This window comes from Streptomyces sp. AK02-01A (assembly GCF_033795305.1).
Taxonomy (GTDB): domain Bacteria; phylum Actinomycetota; class Actinomycetes; order Streptomycetales; family Streptomycetaceae; genus Streptomyces.
On sequence record NZ_JARBAE010000030.1, the window covers coordinates 17,490 to 33,286 of the forward strand.

The window sequence follows — 15,797 nt, forward strand, 5'->3', positions numbered from 1 at the left end:
GTTGATCAAAGTTTCCGGACGGTTCAGGTGCGCCGGTGCGCGGTACGGCGGCCCGCTCGGCGGCGCGGCTCCCGCTGGTCAAGGCGTGGTGCGGTTGCGCAGCAGTGCGTCGAGGGAGTCCAGGATCCAGGCCCAGGATTCCTGCGAGTCGATGGCGGTGTGGCTGAAGCCTCCGGCCATCTCCAGGCTGACGTAGCCGTGGAAGACGCTGCCCAGCATCCGGACCGCGTGCGTCTGGTCCGGCTCCGTCAGGTCGTAGCCGCGCAGGATCGCCCGCGTCATCTGTGCGTGCCGCACCCCGGCGCTGGCGGCCGCCGTCTCGGGGTCGAGCCTGAGGCGGGCGGCGGCGTAGCGACCGGGATGCTCCCGGGCGTAGTCGCGGTAGGCATCCGCGAAGGCGGCCAGGGCGTCTTTGCCGGCGCGTCCGGCCAGGGCGGCGCCGACCCGGTCCGCGAGTTCCTCCAGCGCGAACAAGGCGATCCTCGTCTTGAGGTCCTGGGAGTTCTTCAGGTGCGAGTAGAGACTCGCGACCTTGACATCGAACCTCCGGGCGAGCGCCGAGACGGTCACCTGGTCGAAGCCGACCTCGTCAGCCAGCTCCGCACCGGCCCGGGTCAGACGTTCCGGAGTCAGTCCTGCTCTCGCCATAATCTTCCTCTCATTCAGCGATCACCATTATGCATTTGCCTAATAGTTTTAGGCAAACTAGCCTGCCATTCATGAAACCGCTGACTGAGCAAGAGATCCGCGCCGCGTTCGTGAACTGCACCAAAGGCGAGACGAAGCGCCTGTCTATCCCGCGCGACCTGGCCGAGCGGCCCTGGGACGACCTGGACTTCCTCGGCTGGCGGGACCCACAGGCCCCTGACCGGGCCTACCTCGCCACCGAGTTGGACGGCCGCCCGGTGGCGCTCGCGCTGCGCTGTCCCAGTGGCACTTCCTGGCAGACGCGGCGCAGCATGTGCTCGATGTGCGTGACCATGCACACCGGAGGCGTCTCGCTCATGGTCGCCGCGAAGGCAGGCAAGGCCGGGCAGCAGGGAAACTCCGTGGGCGCCTACATATGCAGCGACCTCGCCTGCTCGCTGTATGTGCGGGGCAAGAAGGACGCGGGCGTCGGCGCGCGGCTTCCCGAGTCGCTCACCGTGGAGGAGAAGATCCAGCGGACCGTCGCGAATGTCGCCGCGTTCATCGCCAAGGTCACCGCATGAGTCGACCGGCCGCGCGCGCCGGGGTCCGCCACGCGGTGGCGCGAGGTCGGAATTGTCGATCATGAGCACTGACGAGCCGACGCGCGCGCCTCAGGGATCGGTCGCCGTCACCGCCCCCGACGGCCGCATACAAGACATAAAACATGTTAAAGTATCAATTATACCTTTGTGTATACAATATGAGTCGACCGGCTTGACCGTACGGCTGGAACGACGCCGGCCGTACGGGAGGTACCTCGCAGGCGGGATGGCCATGGTGGACAACCCTGAGCGCGTGTTCCCCGACATGCGGACGGACGGCGCGGCTACAGCGGTCGTGGACGAGGGAGGAGCGGTGGCCGGCTGGACGCCCGCCGCCGAGAGGCTGACCGGTTACTCGGCCGAGGAGGTGATGGGCCGGCCGGCCGGAGCCCTGCTGTTTACCGCGGAGCACCTGCTGAAAGCACTGGCGGCGCAAGAGTGCCGGACCCGCGGCGGCTGGTCCGGTCGTGCGGCGCTTCGCCACCGAGACGGTCACCGGATCGATATGTGCCTGCGGGTCTCGCCGCTGTCCGGAGCGGACGGAAAGACGTCCTGGCTGGTCTCGGTGTCCGGTACGCCCGGCGTCCCGCCGGGCGCGGCGAGTGGACTGGAGTCAATGCTGGCCGGTGCGCCGATCGGAGTCATCGTCCGCGATCTGGATCTCCGCTGCACCTGGGTGAACGATGTCCTGGAGCAGCAGGACGGCATCCCTCGCGAAGAGAGACTGGGCCGCCGGCTGACGGAGTCGCTGCCCGGCGTCGCCGAGGCCGAGGCGGCCGAAGGCATCATGTGGCGCGTGCTGCACACCGGCAGCCCGGTGATCGACTTCGAGTTCTGGGCCTGGCTGCCGGTGGACCGCCACCGCAGACGCGCCTTCTCCGTCTCCTTCTTCCGCCTGGAGGACGCGGACGGCCAGCCGCTGGGCGTATGCGCCATGTGGGTGGACGTCACCCGCAGAGAGCGGGCCCGCGAGCGTCTGGCGATCCTCAACGATGCCGGCACGCGGATCGGCACCACTCTGGACGTCATGCGGACCGGGCAGGAGCTGGCCGACCTCGCGGTACCGCTCCTCGCCGACTTCGCCGCCGTCGACCTCACGGTGTCGGTCCCGCTCGGTGAGGAGCCGCCGGTCCGGCCGGGGCCGACGGGCGGGCGCGTCCCGGTGGTCTGCCGGGCCGGCGTGGCATCGGTCCGCCCGGGAGCGCCGGAGGCCCTGTGGGAACGGGGCGCGGAGGTCTTCGTCCCGCCGGCCTCGCCGTTCGCCCGCGTCCTGTCCTCCGGGAAGTCCCGCCTGGAACCGGTCATGGACATCTCTCCCGGGTCGTGGCTCGGCCAGGACCCGGCACGGGCGGAGAAGATCCACGAGTCCGGGATGCACTCCTGTATGTACGTGCCGATCCACGCGCGTGGCCGGATCCTGGGTGTGGCGGTCTTCGCACGTACGGAGGACCCGGTGCCTTTCGAGGAGGACGATCTGCTCCTCGCCGAGGAACTCGTCAACCGGGCCGCGCTGTCGCTGGACAACGCCAATCGGTACACCCGCGAACGCGCCACGGCCTTCGCGCTCCAGCGCAATCTGCTGCCGCAGCGCCTCGCCGGCGGGACCGCCGTCGACGTCGCCTCGCACTACATGCCCGCCGACAGCCGCCATGGCGCGGGCGGCGACTGGTTCGACGTGATCCCGCTGTCCGGGGCCCGGGTCGCACTGGTCGTCGGCGATGTGGTCGGACACGGCATCAACGCCGCGGCGACCATGGGCCGGCTCCGCACCGCCGTACACACGCTCGCGGACATGGACCTGCCGCCCGACGAACTGCTGGCCCACCTCGACGACCTGGCCATCCGTCTCATCGGAGAGGACGTCGACGACAACGGCACGGCCACCGCGTTCCTCGGAGCCACCTGCCTCTACGTCGTCTACGACCCGGTCACCCGGCGCTGCGCGATGGCACGGGCCGGCCATCCACCGCCCGCGATCATCGGCCCGCACGGCCAGGTCAGCTTCGCCGACCTTCCGGCGGGAACACCGCTCGGCCTCGGCCTGGTGCCCTTCGAGGCCGTGGAGCTGGAACTGCCCGAGGCAAGCACGCTCGCGCTCTACACCGACGGCCTCGTCGAGACCCGCGACCAGGACATCGACACCGGGATGCACCGCCTCGGCGCCGTCCTGGCACAGCCCGGCCTACCGCTGGAAGACCTGTGCTCGACCGTGGTCGATTCGCTGCCGTCACCGGCGCCGTACGACGATGTCACCCTGCTCCTCGCCCGGACCCGGGCCCTCAGCCCGAGCCAGACGGTCTCCTGGGAACTGCCGACCGACCCGGCCGTCGTCAGTACCGCCCGGTCCCTGACCCTCCGCCAGCTCACACAGTGGGGACTCCAGGATCTGGCCACGACCACCGAACTGATCGTCAGCGAACTGGTCACCAACGCCATCCGCCACGCCACCGGCCCCATCGGCCTGCGCCTGATCCGGCATCAGCTTCTGACCTGCGAGGTGCACGACACCAGCAACAGCGTCCCGCGCCTGCGGCACGCCCGGACCACCGACGAGGACGGCCGGGGCCTCTTCCTGGTGGCTCAGATGTCCCACCGGCGGGGCACGCGGTACACGGCGGACGGCAAAACCGTCTGGGCCGAACAGGAACTGACACCTCAGCCGGCGTAGGTGCGCCGGCCACGGACCCGCGCACCTCACGCGATCACCGGCCGGCACTCGGCGTGGGCGCCGCGCCTCGCCACCGTACGCGCGTACCGTCCGGCGGTCAGCGGCCCGAGACGCGGTTGGCGGCGCGGGCCATGCGGCTGGTGTCGGCGGTCGCGGCCGTCGATTCGCGGCGGTCGGCGGTGCGGTAGGCCGCGTACATGCCGTGGACGCCGAGCCAGCGGAAGGGCTCGGGTTCCCATGTGCGCACCTTGTGGTTGACCCAGGGCAGGGTGGTGAGTTCGGTGGCGCCGGCCTGGCCGGAGTCCTGCTGGATCAGGTCGCGCAGGGTGCGCGCGGCGAGATTGGCGGTGGCGACGCCGGAGCCGACGTAGCCGCCGGCCCAGCCGAGGCCGGTGGTGCGGTCCAGGGTGACGGTGGCGCACCAGTCGCGAGGAACGCCGAGGACGCCGGACCAGGCGTGGTCGACGCGGGCTCCGGCGGTGGCGGGGAAGAAGCGGACGAGAAGGTCGCGGAGGGCTTCGACGGTGGCGGCCTGGGTGCGGCCGTCGTTGTCGGTTTTCGAGCCGTAGCGGTACGGGTGGCCACGGCCGCCGAGGGCGATGCGGTTGTCGGCGGTGCGCTGGGCGTACATATAGGCGTGGGCCAGGTCGCCGAGGGTTTCGCGGCCGTCCCAGCCGATGGCGTCCCAGATGTCGTCGGACAGGGGTTCGGTGGCGATCATCGAGGAGTTCATGGGAAGCCAGGTGCGGCGGGCGCCTTTGAGCGCCGCCGTGAAGCCTTCCGTGCAGCGCAGGACGTAGGGCGCGCGGACGGTGCCGTACGGCGTGACGGCGTGTTTGGGTCTGATCTCGGTGACAGGTGTCGATTCGTGGATGGTGACGCCGAGTGCCTCGACGGCGGCCGCGAGTCCTTTGACCAGTTTGACGGGGTGCAGCCGGGCGCCGTGCGGGGTCCAGCTCGATCCGACGGCTCCGGTGACGCGGACGCGGTCGGCGGTTTCGCGGGCGCCGCACAGGATCCGGTCGGTCTCGCCGAAGGCTGTTTCGACGGCGTGGAAGGCTTTGAGGCGAGTGAGCTGGGCGGGAGTGCGGGCGACTTCCAGGACGCCGCCCTGGTGGATGTCGGCGGCTATGTTCTCGGCGGCGGCGGTGCGGATGACTTCGGCGACGGTGTCGTTCATGGCCCGCTGGAGGCGTACGGCGGCGTCGTGACCGTGCAGCCGGGCATAGCGGTCACGGCCCGCGATGCCGTTGTAGAGCCAGCCGCCGTTGCGTCCGGAGGCTCCGTAGCCGCAGAACTTGCTCTCCAGGACGGTGATGTTGAGGAAGGGGACGGCCTTTTTGAGGTAGTAGGCCGTCCAGAGGCCGGTGTAGCCGCCGCCGACGACGCACACGTCGGCGGTGGCGTCGCCGGGCAGAGGTTCCCGTGGTGCGGGGATGCCGTCCTGCGCGTACCAGAAGGAGATACCGCCGTTGATCGTGCTGGTCATGAGGGTGTTCGTACACCGCTCTCCGTACCTTTGTCGAGGTTTTGGCGTGGGCCGTGGGCCGGAGTGAGCGGGTAGCAGGCGAGGCCGATGAGTGCGGCGGTGAGGTGTCCGAGGTCGGTGAAGGTGCGGCCGGCGAGGAGAGGTGTGCCGTAGAAGACGAGGACGGCGGTGGTGTACGGCAGATTCCAGGGGCGGGGAACGCGGTAGATGAGGATGCCGGCGATACCGGCGAGGGCGTAGCTGACGCCGACGTCGAGGGTGTTGACGGCGGATTGCGGCGCGTGGCCGTGGTGGATGGCCCAGCCGAGGACGCCTTCGCTGATGAGGCTGGCGCCGATATGGGCGAGGGCGGCGACGCCGAGCCAGCGAGGCGTGCCGAGCCAGCGTTCGGCGGGCGCGTGGAGCGCGGTGTAGAGCAGGACATACGGGAGCCAGGTGCCGCCGTCGATCCAGAAGGCGCTGGTGATGAGGACGCGGACGGGGTCGACGGAGAGTTCGTGAATATTGGTGGAGTGCTGGAGCAGGAGTTCCCGTTCGAACTCGGGTGACATGCGGTGGAGTGCGACGGTGGTGACGAAGAGTGCGGCCAGCCAGAGGTAGGTGCCGGGCGCGCTGGTGATCCAGGCGCGGATCTTGGGAGAAATGCGGCGCATGGGCAGATTCACGCACGGTCGTAGGATCCGCGCGTGATGGACATTCCGGCGGAGTCGGCGGAAACACAGTCGAAGTGCCTGGGCGAGGCCGGGAATGTGCTGGCGGCGGACCGGGAGCCATGGCTGGCGATCGATCCGAAGCCGCTGGCGGGAGATCCGGGATTCGAGCTGCTGCCGGCGCTGCACAACCGTTTCGACGCGGCCGGGACGCGGTGGCGCTTCGATCTGATGACGGAGGTGCTGGGCCTGGACCGGGAGCGCGCGCGGGCCTGGACGCTGACGCTGGGGCGGGTGCTGCGGAACAGCCTGTGGCGGATGCGTGACGGAGAGCGGACGCCGGATCCGGTCCAGGAGTCCATCGCTCGGTCGCTGTTGGCACGGTAGGAGCGGAGCGGGCAGGCTGCGCTCATGATTCGTACTGCCACAGAGGCCGATGTCCCGGTGATCCACGCGATGATCCGGGAGCTGGCCGAATACGAGAAGGCCCTGGACGAGGCGCGGGCGACCGAGGCGCAGCTTCGTGAGGCGCTGTTCGGAGAGCGGCCGGCGGCGTTCGCGCACATCGCGGAGGCGGAGGACGGAGAGGCGGTCGGCTTCGCGCTGTGGTTCTTGAACTTCTCGACGTGGCGTGGGGTCCACGGCCTGTATCTGGAGGACCTGTACGTCCGTCCGGAGCGGCGCGGCGGCGGATACGGCAAGGCGCTGCTGACGGAGCTGGCGCGGATCTGTGTGGAGCGCGGCTATGAGCGGCTCGAATGGTCTGTCCTGGACTGGAATTTGTCTGCCGTGGAGTTCTATCGATCACTCGGAGCGGTGTCAATGTCGGAGTGGACCGTGAACCGGCTGACGGATGACGCGCTGGTCAAGCTGGGTACGGCGGAGTAGGCCAGGCACACGCAAAGGCCCCGGCCATCCGCCACGGGGGTGCGGACGACCGGGGCCGGTCAGGGATGGTGCGCGGTCAGCGGCTCAGCGGCTGGTGCTGGTGCTTCCAGCGGAGGGCCGGTTTCTCACCGATCCAGTAGGAGCGGGCATCAGTGGTGATCTGCTGGCCGCCGATCCAGTAGGCGTGTGCCTCGGGGCTGACCTCCAGGCGGACAGTGCTGATGTCCGGTTCGCCTGCGTCCTGCCAGGCGGTAAGCGCGCTTTCGATGGCGTCCCAGATGGCCACTGGCCCGCCCTGCCGTACGGTCCACTCGTCTCCATCTGCGATGAGCGCGGCGAACGCTTCGCGGCCGGTGTCGAGCAGGTACACGGTCTCTCGGCTGTCGCTGACGGCACGCACGAGCTGGGCCCCCGGCGCGGCGAGCTGGGCCAGGAACGCGGGCATCCAGTCGTTCAGTACGTCGGGGGAGAGGCTGGTCTTCCGCTCGGTGTCGGCGTAGGCCGCGCGGGCGGAGAGGTCTCCGGAGAATGGGACCGCCGCCTCCGCTCGGGCGGGCATGAACGAGGTTCGGCCGATGATCCGGCCCTCTGCGGTGCCGTCGTCCTTGACGGTGAGTTTCGCCAGGCCGGTGCCGTAGGACCAGGCGCTGGGGCCCACTGTGGCGAGGATGATCCCGCCGGGCTTGGTCTGCCTGACCCAGGCGTACGGGATGCGGCGGACCGCACAGGTGGCGATGGTCCGGTCATACGGTGCGCGGCGGGGGTGTCCCAGGAGGCCGTCACCGGTGACGGTCCATGTCGAGTACCCCGCCGCCTCCAGGGATTGGTCCGCCCTCTCCGATACGGCGGGGTCCACTTCCACGCTGGTGACGTTGTCCTCTCCCAGGCGGTGGCACAAGAGGCCGGTTGAATAGCCGGTGCCGGTGCCGATTTCCAGGATGCTCATGTCCTCGTCCACGTCCAGGGATTCGAGCATCCCCACGACAGTGGAGGGCATTGTGGAGGACGAGGTGGGGAAGCCGGTTACCGGGCCGTTGGCGATGTCGGCCGTGACGCGGCCATCGATCTGGGTCACCCAGGTTTCGTTCCGGTAGACGAGGGACAGCCACTCGTCCTCGTCGGCATCCCGGCTGACGGGCGTGTACCGGGTGATGCCGTCTGGGCCGGGCCCGTCCTTGAAGAACGACGGGAGGAACAGCTCCCGGGGCACGTCTTCAACGGACTTCCGCCATGCAGGGGCTTCCAGGACGCCGCCATCTTCGAGGTGGTCAGCCAAAGTACGGCGGAGGCGTGCGGGGTCGAGAGAGGTCACTGTGTGGCTCCTAGCTCCAGGAGGTCAGCGAACGCGGATGCGATTGGTAGCCCGGTTTCGTCTTCGAGCCAACCCCATTGGCCGTTCGGGTTCAGCTCCAGCCAGTGGAGGTCACCGTCACGGGTGATGCACAGGTCAAAGCTGCCGGAAGCAAGGCCGAAGTGTTCCAGGTGGGCAGTCAGGGCCATTTCCACTCCGGTGGGGAGGGTCACGGGCTTGTACGTGAGGGCGCTGTAATCCGCGCGCCAGTCCAACAAGTCGGAGTCGATGCGGATGGCGAACACTTTCGGCCCGACGACGACCACCCGCACGTCCGCGACCTTGTTGACCCGCGCTTGGAACAGGTGCGGGACCACGGTCACGCTCTCGTCCACTTCGCTGGCGGTGACCGGTTCGGTCCACGTGGTCAGACCCACGCCGTCGCTGCGCCGGTAGGGGGTCCAGCGCAGTGCCTTGTAGACCACCTGACCGCGTTCGGTGATGAACGCACGGATGGCGTCCAGGTCGTTGGAGATCAGGGTGGGCGGAACAGTGAGACCGAGGCGTTCGGCTACGGCCAGTTGCAGGGGTTTGTGTTCGGCCCCGTAGTTGTGGAGCGGGTGGTTCACGTAGCGGCAGTTCGGCAGGGCGTAAAGGGTGCCGCCGAGGCCGTGACGGACCTGCGCTGCCGCGAACCGGGCGTCCGGGTCGTCCATGTTCTCGAAGTGGGGCCAGGTGGGACGGCGCCAGTACACGGACCGCACCCCCTCCAGGGCGGTGGTTCTGGAGGGGGTGCGGAGGTGGCCGGCTGGTGAGGCCGGGCAGGCGCCGAACCGGGCCGACAGTAAGAGCCGGTCACCGATATCGGAGAGGTCGAACCGAACGACCGGAACACCGCGCTTGTTCAATTCGGTGATCACCATGTCGGCGGTTACGTCGTCCACTTCGGTGACGACCGCGACCGGTCCAGCGTCGCTCATCAGTCCTGCTCGCTGTCCTGGTCGTGGTCGGTGTCGTTGCGGCTGTCCTGGTTGGTGGACTGCGGGTTGGTCTCGGTTCCCTTGCTGGTGCCGTGCTTGCCCATCTCCACGACGCCACCCCGCGCGTTGCGGAAGACCGTGGTCTGGCTGGCGTGGTCGAGTTCGGCGGTCATGTAGCCAGGCTGGTAGATGCTGGGGTACGGGCGCATCCGACTGATGCCCCAGGGAACGCGCTGCTGGGCGGTGATCGTGGTCTGCATGGTGTGCCCTCTCTTGGTCGTGTCTGAATGACCCGCCCGGGAAGCGCTCCGGCACCCCCAGGGCGGGCCGCTCACGGTCCGGATTGGGCGATGGCCACGCCGATGACCAATCCGCAGGACCCGGCCACCATGACAATGAACAGGACACCCGCGTACCGGCCTAACACCCGGATCACTTCCCCCACCGATCCCCGGAGTTCTTCGCTGCCAGGCGGATACTCAGTTCCTCCCGGGCAGGCACGGGGAGCACGTTTACCGCTTCCCACTCCAGGCCACCCCCCACCGGGCGGAGTGAATACCGCCCGGCCCATTCGCCCATGACCACGCCCACCTTGTTCCGGGTCGTGTCACGGACCAACTGGCCGACCTCCGGCGCTTCGCTACCGGCCGTCGTGTCGTGGCCTCTCTCGGTAGTTGCCATGACCAGCACGCTAGAGACGCCGGAGGATCCATCCCAAGGGAGTTCCACAGAGTTCCACGCGGGTCACTCCAAGGCGTCGATGGCTGATGTGATTAGGGTCCGTGCTTCGGTTCCGTAGACCGCCAGACGGGAGAACTCCCCGAACGCCTTCAGGTACTGGCGTACCTCCGTGGGCGCGGTCACGTTCACACGGGCCGTCAGCAACTCCGCTTCCGCCTGTCCCTCGTCGTAGACAGTGAACGTTTCAATCATCCACATGCGGCGTTCGGCGGCGAACGGGATCACTCCCAGGGAGACGGACGGGAACGCCATGGCGGACAGCAGATAACCCAACTGGCCCGCCATCGTTTCCGCGTCGCCCACGCGGTGCCGAAGCACCGACTCCTCCAGGACCAGGGCGAACCGATGGTCCCCCTCCCGCACAACTCGCGCCGACCGGGCCAACCGAGCCGCCACGGCTTCCGGTACATCGTCCGGCGTCTCGTGAAACTGGGAGATGGACCGCAGTAGGGCTGTGGCGTACTCGTGCGTCTGGAGGACGCCGGGGACAACGTTGGCGCAGTAGGTCCGGAACACTCGCGTGCGCTCGTAGAGGGAGACGTAGGACTCCTGGAGCCTGCGCAGGCCCGTGCGCTGGACTCGCCGCCATTCCACATACATGCTGTCAGCGGACCGGGCCGCCGCGATCAGGTCGGCGGCCTGGCCCTCCGCCTGGCACGCGGCACACCATCGGCGTATGTCGTCGTCTGACGGCGGGGTGACAGCGTTCTCAAGCCGGGACACCTTGGACTTGTACCAACCGGCCATCTCGGCCAAGTCATGGCCGGACAGACCCGCGTCCCTCCGGAGTTCCCGGAGCTGGTCGGCAACTGCCTTACGGGCAGCCTGGACGCTTGATGACGGGGACGCGGGCATGTGCTGATCGGTCTATCGGATCTGGTAGTCCTCGTGCGGCGTCGCGCGCTCCCACACGGCATCGAACGCCGACGCGCAAAGCTTCGCCACCTCAGGACGCTCGTCCAGCTCCGGCCCAGCCGAACCACCCTCACCCGTGAAGTGGTTCCACATGATCACGCGCCCGTCAAAGAGCCAGAAGTCATTCCCGGGGAGCGCAATGTCCGACGCCTTCCGACGGGGCAGCCACCGGACCAGCTCTCCGGCGGCCAGGTTCTGGTACGTACACGCGTGTTCATAGCCGATGTAGTCGCTCACCGGCTCAGACACGATGCGGGCACGGCGGAACACCACGCCACGGGCCGTCGCGTCACGAACCCAGGTATGGAAGTCGTTCCACCACGTGGCCGGGTCCGGGTCGGGCCGCCAGCCGGAACGCCACCTCTCGGACTCGGCCGCCTCCTCCCGGATCCCGTACGAGTCACGCATCTCCAGGTGGACGGCCGAGTGGTGGGTGTTGGCGAGCAGGTCAGTGAACGCCAAGTCGGTCTGCGACATCACACGCCTCCCTCAGTACGGGCACCATGCGGATCGGCAGCCGCACGACCGCCTCCGTCTCCGGGATCGGGCCCGCCTCCCGGCACTGCACCAAGAGAGCTTCCCCCGCCTTCCAGCCCTGAATGACGATCTCCTCCGCTTCGTCGTCCACCCAAGCCGTGGGGCACTGCGTGCCGTTCGTGTTCGGGTCCTTGGCGATGAACCGTAGCGCCATGACTGCCTCCGCCCTCTCGTGGGTTCCATAACGTTCCACGACCTTCACTCGACAGGCGGAGGCCGTCAAGAGTGCCTGGAAGACGGACAGTTAGCGAGTGTGATCACTCTGGCTTGACGGCCGGCTGAGCGCTCCGTAACCGGCTCCGGGTACGCCAAAGAGCCCCGACCAGTCCCAAGGGGGAACGGTCGGGGCCCTTTGGCTGACTCGCTGAAAGCCCTGTTAAGGCTCACTCCATCGCGCGTATCGGAACAGCATCCGCCCAGGCCAGGGGCCGCCTCTAACGGCCGTTCCGGCCTCTCACAGACCTTGGAACCCGTACAGAGACAGAGCCGCTATCACGTTTCGATGCCCCAGCCCCCTGCTTGAGGGGTCCTCCCCAGGTCGTCTACGAGTTCATGGCGCGTTCTGTTCGCCAGCCGAAGGCTCCACCTCGTCGCACGCTCCCTGGGCGTCGAGTAGTCCGCCGAAGTGGCCAAAGACCCAGTCGTCAACCATCTTCGGATAGGCATCGATCAAGAGCCTTGGCGGGGACTCCTTCGGTTCGTCGATCTCGTGGCACCACAGCGAGATGACGTTGTCCCCAAACGCCAGATCCGTCACGGCAGCACGGAGCCGGATCGCGTGGCCCAGAATGCGGTCCCTGTCTGCCGTCCAGATCGTGCCCACCGAAGCGCCTTCATGGGCGATGAAGTTCCGGGCTTTCCTGGCCTTGTCGAGCACAGCGACACCCTCGGACGGGACGCCCAGCGAGTGGTTCGTCAGACCACGCAGGGTGCCCCCAAGCATCTTGTCCGCCGGGGCAGCTTCAATCGCCTCTTGCAGGGTCAGCACCGGGTCCGCCTGCACCGCCTCAATCAGGTTGGCGATCCGCAGCACGTATTGGCATTTCGACTCGAAAGCGTTGGCCAGATGCAGTGCACGCCCAGCGGACAAGAACACTGCGTCCAGCAACGCCGGTGCGATCAGGAACGCCGGGCGGTTCTCCTTGATGTACTCGGCCATTGCGTCGAACTCGCGACGCCGCACTTTGGCCTTGGAGGCGGAAACGACCTCTCGGAAGATCACGATCTTGGCGTCCGGCCCGGCCAGCTCCCTGGCCCGCCGGATGCAGTCCGCTTCCTGTCCCTCCAGGGAGTCGGACGCGAACGTCTCATGTGAAAGCCGCAGGTAAAGCACCGCGACGGCACAAGCAACACTCTGAGGCATAGCCACCCACCACTGTTCAGGTCCCGGACTTTCCTCCGTCTACTGGGGGCCGTGACACGGCACAGAAAGAGCGGTGGTGAGTCCTCGACTGGAACGAGCCGTCGATCGCCTTCTACCGGTCGCTGGGCGCGCGGCCGCAGGACGGGTGGACGGTGTTCCGGCTGACGGACGACGCCTTGGCCTAGCTGGGCGGTCGATGACGGGCCGGTGGATCCGTCATTGAGCGGGTTCGCTCACGCGGGTGGTCGGACCGCGGTGGGTTCCGGTTTCGCTTCGGCGGACTCGCGGTGGCTGGGCGAGCGGGCGTTGACCAGCAGTACGGCGAGGACGGCCGCGACCAGCAGGATGACCGCCGCCCAGCCGATGGCGACGGTGAAGCCGTGGACGACGGCGGTGTTGACGACGCTGGTCCGCTCGGCCGGTGTGAGGTTGTTCCGCCGGGCGGGGTCGCCGAGGCGGTCGGCCAGATAGGCGCTGGTGCTGGTCGCGGCGATGGTGTTGAGCAGGGCCGTACCGATGGAGCCGCCGACCTGCTGGGCGGTGTTGACGGTGGCGGAGGCGACGCCCGCGTCCTTCGGCGGGACTCCGCCGGTGGCGGTCGCGATGGCGGGCATGAAGGTGAGTCCGAGTCCGAGGCCCAGCATCAGGGTGCCGGGCAGGATGTGTCCGGAGTAGCTGGAGTGGGTGTCGATGAAGGTCAGCGAGTAGAGCCCGGCCGCGGCGAGCAGCAGTCCCGGGCCCAGGAGCAGGCGCGGCGGTACGTGGTGCAGCAGCCGTGCGGAGATCTGCGTCGAGCCGACGATGATTCCGGCGGACATCGGCAGAAAGGCCAGGCCGGTTCTGAGCGGCGAGTAGCCGAGGATGTTCTGCAGAAAGAACGTCATGAAGAGAAACGCGCCGAAGAGGCCGATGGTGGTCAGGCACATGGTGAGTACGGAGCCGCCGCGGTTGCGTTCGCTGATGACGCGCGGAGGCAGCAGTGGGCCCGGCGCGCGGGTTCCCCACCAGGTGAAGGCGGCGAGGAGCGCGATGCCGCCGCCGAGCAGGCCGAGGACGAGCGGAGCCGTCCAGCCGGCGGATTCGGCCTCGCTGAATCCGTAGACGAGCGCGACGAGCCCGCCGCAGCCGAGGACGGCTCCGGGTATGTCGAGGTGTGCTCCCCGCTGGCCGGCCCGGTCGCGCAGCAGCGCGAACGCGCCGAAGACGGCGAGGACGGCGATCGGCACATTGACGTACAGGCACCAGCGCCAGGAGAGGTATTCGGTGAGGACACCGCCGAGGAGCAGGCCGATGACGGAGCCGGCGCCGGCGATGGCGCTGTAGATCCCGAAGGCTTTGGCGCGTTCTCTGCCGATGGTGAAGGTGGTGGTGAGCAGGGAGAGCGCGGACGGCGCGAGGAGCGCGGCGAAAACGCCCTGGAGCGCGCGGGCCGCGAAGAGCATGAGCGGGCTCACGGACGCGCCGCCGAGCGCGGAGGCGGCGGCGAAGCCGATGAGCCCGATGACGAAGGTGCGTTTACGGCCGACGAGGTCGGCGATCCGGCCGCCGAGCAGCAGGAGCCCGCCGAAGGCGAGCGTGTAGGCGGTGATGACCCATTGCCGGTTGCCGTTGGTGAGGCCGAGCTCGCGCTGGGCGGACGGCAGAGCGATGTTCACGATCGTCGCGTCGAGTACGACCATGAGCTGGGCGGTCGCGATGACGGCCAGCGCCCACCAGCGGTGGACGTCGGCCTCGGGGCCCGAGGTGCCGGGCGGAGGACCGGTCCTGGGGCCGGGCGGTCGGCCGGACATCGCCGGGTCGCTCATAGAGATCTTCCCTCACAGTGGATCTCCGCGCAGTGGATCTCTGCTGTTCACTCCCGGCGTCTCGCCGGAAGCTCCGCCCAGAACATCATGAATCGTTCTTCTTCGCTCCTTACCGTCTCGAATCGCGCTTTCCGCTCGCTTCGCCGTCCATGGACCGGCCTCCGTACCGGCGCGAGACCCCCGTGCCCGCGCCGGTACGGTGTCCGGGCCCTGGTCGCCTCACGGCTCCAGGACGACCTTTCCGACGGTGCCCCGCGTCTCCAGCGCCCGGTGGGCGCGCGCGGCCTCCGCGAGCGGGAAGCGCTGTACGGCGGGCCGCAGCCGGCCGGCGGCGGCCTCGGCGAGTGAACGCTCTTCGAGTACGCGTATGTCACCGCCCGCCTTCTCCAGCATCACGGGGCCGAGGACCGACTCCGAGGTGATGCCGCGCTCCGTCAGCTCCTCTTCGGTGAAGGACAGCGGCTCTCCGTCGTGCGGACCCGCGCCCGACCAGCCGAAGACAAGGTGTTTGCCGCCTTTGGCGAGGAGTCCGACGGCCGCCAGTCCGGTCGCGCCGCCGACGGAGTCGAAGACAACGGTCGCGCCGCGGTCACCCAGATAGGCGCTCACCTCGCCGGCCCAGTCGGGCCGGGTGTAGTCGACGGCGAGATCGGCGCCGTTCGCCGCGACGAGAGCGGCCTTCGCGGGGCCGCCCGCGAGGCCGATGACGGTGGCGCCGGCGTTCTTCGCGTACTGCACCAGGAGCGTGCCGATGCCGCCGGCCGCGGCCGGTACGAGAGCGATGTCATCGGGGCCCAGGTCGGTGAACTGGAGGATGCCCAGCGTCGTACGGCCCGTGCCGATCATGGCTACCGCCTCGGCCTCGCCGAGTCCGGCGGGGATCTCATGGAGCCGGGTGGTGTCGGCGACGGCCAGTTCGGCGTAACCGCCCGGGACCATCCCGAGATGGACGACGACACGCTTGCCGAGCCAGTCGGCGCCGACGCCCTCGCCGAGCGACTCGACCGTACCGGCCACCTCGCGGCCCGGGATCGTGGGCAGCACGGCCGGCGCGGGATACGGCCCGGTCAGGCCCTGGCGCAGAGCGGTGTCGAGAAGATGGACGCCGGCGGCGGCGACGGCGATCCGCACCTGGCCGGGACCGGGCGCCGGGTCGTCGGTCCGCTCGTACGTGAGGTTCTCGGCGGGGCCGAAGGCGTGGAGGCGGACGGCGTGCATGCGGGCTCCCTGGGATCGTC

Annotated in this window: 15 protein-coding genes and 2 pseudogenes; 5 read left to right on the plus strand and 12 right to left on the minus strand. The window is 68.7% G+C overall.

Annotated elements, in window-relative coordinates; genetic code table 11:
- Nucleotides 1-78 precede the first annotated feature (78 nt).
- Nucleotides 79-648: a TetR/AcrR family transcriptional regulator gene (locus PV679_RS24540; RefSeq protein WP_319682546.1), complete on the minus strand. Its 570-nt coding sequence runs from the start codon at nt 646-648 to the stop codon at nt 79-81.
- Nucleotides 649-719: 71 nt separating this feature from the next.
- On the opposite strand from PV679_RS24540, the gene PV679_RS24545 reads away from it, so the two are divergent.
- Together PV679_RS24545 and PV679_RS24550 are read left to right on the plus strand one after the other, a co-directional pair.
- The gene (locus PV679_RS24545) at nt 720-1,211 is read left to right on the plus strand and encodes an FBP domain-containing protein (protein WP_319682547.1); all 492 of its coding nucleotides are present in this window, start codon (nt 720-722) and stop codon (nt 1,209-1,211) included.
- A 253-nt stretch (nt 1,212-1,464) separates the two neighbouring features.
- A complete protein-coding gene (locus PV679_RS24550; RefSeq protein WP_319682548.1) occupies nt 1,465-3,900 on the plus strand; it encodes a SpoIIE family protein phosphatase in 2,436 nt (811 codons plus the stop codon).
- A 97-nt stretch (nt 3,901-3,997) separates the two neighbouring features.
- On the opposite strand, the gene PV679_RS24555 is transcribed toward PV679_RS24550, so the two are convergent.
- Together PV679_RS24555 and PV679_RS24560 are read right to left on the minus strand one after the other, a co-directional pair.
- Complete coding sequence (locus tag PV679_RS24555) at nt 3,998-5,389, minus strand: FAD-dependent oxidoreductase (RefSeq protein WP_319682549.1); 1,392 nt, start codon at nt 5,387-5,389, stop codon at nt 3,998-4,000.
- Nucleotides 5,386-6,042 carry a rhomboid-like protein gene (locus tag PV679_RS24560; protein ID WP_319682550.1) on the minus strand — a complete coding sequence of 219 codons (657 nt, stop codon included), beginning with the start codon at nt 6,040-6,042 and terminating at the stop codon, nt 5,386-5,388. Before PV679_RS24560 ends, PV679_RS24555 begins: the two co-directional genes overlap by 4 nt.
- A 90-nt stretch (nt 6,043-6,132) precedes the next feature.
- Between PV679_RS24560 and PV679_RS24565 the strand changes: the two are divergent.
- Both PV679_RS24565 and PV679_RS24570 read left to right on the plus strand, forming a co-directional pair.
- Nucleotides 6,133-6,426, plus strand: a pseudogene (locus tag PV679_RS24565) (aminoglycoside phosphotransferase family protein); the annotation flags it as partial.
- 24 nt (nt 6,427-6,450) lie between these two features.
- Nucleotides 6,451-6,927 carry a GNAT family N-acetyltransferase gene (locus PV679_RS24570; protein WP_319682551.1) on the plus strand — a complete coding sequence of 159 codons (477 nt, stop codon included), beginning with the start codon at nt 6,451-6,453 and terminating at the stop codon, nt 6,925-6,927.
- Between the two features lie 76 nt (nt 6,928-7,003).
- On the opposite strand, the gene tgmC is transcribed toward PV679_RS24570, so the two are convergent.
- From tgmC to PV679_RS24605, 7 genes are all read right to left on the minus strand, one after another.
- Nucleotides 7,004-8,239: an ATP-grasp peptide maturase system methyltransferase gene (tgmC, locus tag PV679_RS24575; protein ID WP_319682552.1), complete on the minus strand. Its 1,236-nt coding sequence runs from the start codon at nt 8,237-8,239 to the stop codon at nt 7,004-7,006.
- Complete coding sequence (gene tgmB / locus PV679_RS24580) at nt 8,236-9,198, minus strand: ATP-grasp ribosomal peptide maturase (protein WP_319682553.1); 963 nt, start codon at nt 9,196-9,198, stop codon at nt 8,236-8,238. Before tgmB ends, tgmC begins: the two co-directional genes overlap by 4 nt.
- Nucleotides 9,198-9,458 (minus strand): putative ATP-grasp-modified RiPP, encoded by a 261-nt coding sequence (tgmA, locus tag PV679_RS24585; protein ID WP_319682554.1) that lies wholly within the window; start codon nt 9,456-9,458, stop codon nt 9,198-9,200. Before tgmA ends, tgmB begins: the two co-directional genes overlap by 1 nt.
- A 484-nt stretch (nt 9,459-9,942) precedes the next feature.
- Entirely contained in the window at nt 9,943-10,794 is an 852-nt protein-coding gene (locus PV679_RS24590; protein WP_319682555.1) for a helix-turn-helix transcriptional regulator, read from the minus strand.
- A 12-nt stretch (nt 10,795-10,806) separates the two neighbouring features.
- On the minus strand, nt 10,807-11,331 hold the full coding sequence (locus PV679_RS24595) for a DUF6879 family protein (protein ID WP_319682556.1): 525 nt from the start codon (nt 11,329-11,331) through the stop codon (nt 10,807-10,809).
- A complete protein-coding gene (locus tag PV679_RS24600; protein ID WP_319682557.1) occupies nt 11,303-11,545 on the minus strand; it encodes a hypothetical protein in 243 nt (80 codons plus the stop codon). Before PV679_RS24600 ends, PV679_RS24595 begins: the two co-directional genes overlap by 29 nt.
- A 396-nt stretch (nt 11,546-11,941) precedes the next feature.
- Nucleotides 11,942-12,754 carry a recombinase family protein gene (locus tag PV679_RS24605; protein ID WP_319682558.1) on the minus strand — a complete coding sequence of 271 codons (813 nt, stop codon included), beginning with the start codon at nt 12,752-12,754 and terminating at the stop codon, nt 11,942-11,944.
- Nucleotides 12,755-12,834: 80 nt separating this feature from the next.
- Here PV679_RS24605 and PV679_RS24610 point away from each other — a divergent pair.
- A pseudogene (locus PV679_RS24610) lies at nt 12,835-12,939 on the plus strand (GNAT family N-acetyltransferase); the annotation flags it as partial.
- A gap of 48 nt (nt 12,940-12,987) precedes the next feature.
- On the opposite strand, the gene PV679_RS24615 reads toward PV679_RS24610, so the two are convergent.
- Both PV679_RS24615 and PV679_RS24620 read right to left on the minus strand, forming a co-directional pair.
- Nucleotides 12,988-14,559, minus strand: coding sequence for an MFS transporter (locus PV679_RS24615; RefSeq protein WP_319682559.1), 1,572 nt, complete (start codon nt 14,557-14,559; stop codon nt 12,988-12,990).
- Between the two features lie 219 nt (nt 14,560-14,778).
- Entirely contained in the window at nt 14,779-15,777 is a 999-nt protein-coding gene (locus PV679_RS24620; RefSeq protein ID WP_319682560.1) for a zinc-binding dehydrogenase, read from the minus strand.
- Between the last annotated feature and the right edge of the window lie 20 nt (nt 15,778-15,797).

What these genes read in the sequence shown, in the direction of transcription:
- PV679_RS24540 (WP_319682546.1), bottom strand. Translation starts at nt 648, where the DNA reads ATGGCGAGAGCAGGACTGACTCCGGAACGTCTGACCCGGGCCGGTGCG.
- PV679_RS24545 (WP_319682547.1), top strand. Translation starts at nt 720, where the DNA reads ATGAAACCGCTGACTGAGCAAGAGATCCGCGCCGCGTTCGTGAACTGC.
- PV679_RS24550 (WP_319682548.1), top strand. Translation starts at nt 1,465, where the DNA reads ATGGTGGACAACCCTGAGCGCGTGTTCCCCGACATGCGGACGGACGGC.
- PV679_RS24555 (WP_319682549.1), bottom strand. Translation starts at nt 5,389, where the DNA reads ATGACCAGCACGATCAACGGCGGTATCTCCTTCTGGTACGCGCAGGAC.
- PV679_RS24560 (WP_319682550.1), bottom strand. Translation starts at nt 6,042, where the DNA reads ATGCGCCGCATTTCTCCCAAGATCCGCGCCTGGATCACCAGCGCGCCC.
- PV679_RS24570 (WP_319682551.1), top strand. Translation starts at nt 6,451, where the DNA reads ATGATTCGTACTGCCACAGAGGCCGATGTCCCGGTGATCCACGCGATG.
- tgmB (WP_319682553.1), bottom strand. Translation starts at nt 9,198, where the DNA reads ATGAGCGACGCTGGACCGGTCGCGGTCGTCACCGAAGTGGACGACGTA.
- tgmA (WP_319682554.1), bottom strand. Translation starts at nt 9,458, where the DNA reads ATGCAGACCACGATCACCGCCCAGCAGCGCGTTCCCTGGGGCATCAGT.
- PV679_RS24590 (WP_319682555.1), bottom strand. Translation starts at nt 10,794, where the DNA reads ATGCCCGCGTCCCCGTCATCAAGCGTCCAGGCTGCCCGTAAGGCAGTT.
- PV679_RS24595 (WP_319682556.1), bottom strand. Translation starts at nt 11,331, where the DNA reads ATGTCGCAGACCGACTTGGCGTTCACTGACCTGCTCGCCAACACCCAC.
- PV679_RS24600 (WP_319682557.1), bottom strand. Translation starts at nt 11,545, where the DNA reads ATGGCGCTACGGTTCATCGCCAAGGACCCGAACACGAACGGCACGCAG.
- PV679_RS24605 (WP_319682558.1), bottom strand. Translation starts at nt 12,754, where the DNA reads ATGCCTCAGAGTGTTGCTTGTGCCGTCGCGGTGCTTTACCTGCGGCTT.
- PV679_RS24615 (WP_319682559.1), bottom strand. Translation starts at nt 14,559, where the DNA reads ATGAGCGACCCGGCGATGTCCGGCCGACCGCCCGGCCCCAGGACCGGT.
- PV679_RS24620 (WP_319682560.1), bottom strand. Translation starts at nt 15,777, where the DNA reads ATGCACGCCGTCCGCCTCCACGCCTTCGGCCCCGCCGAGAACCTCACG.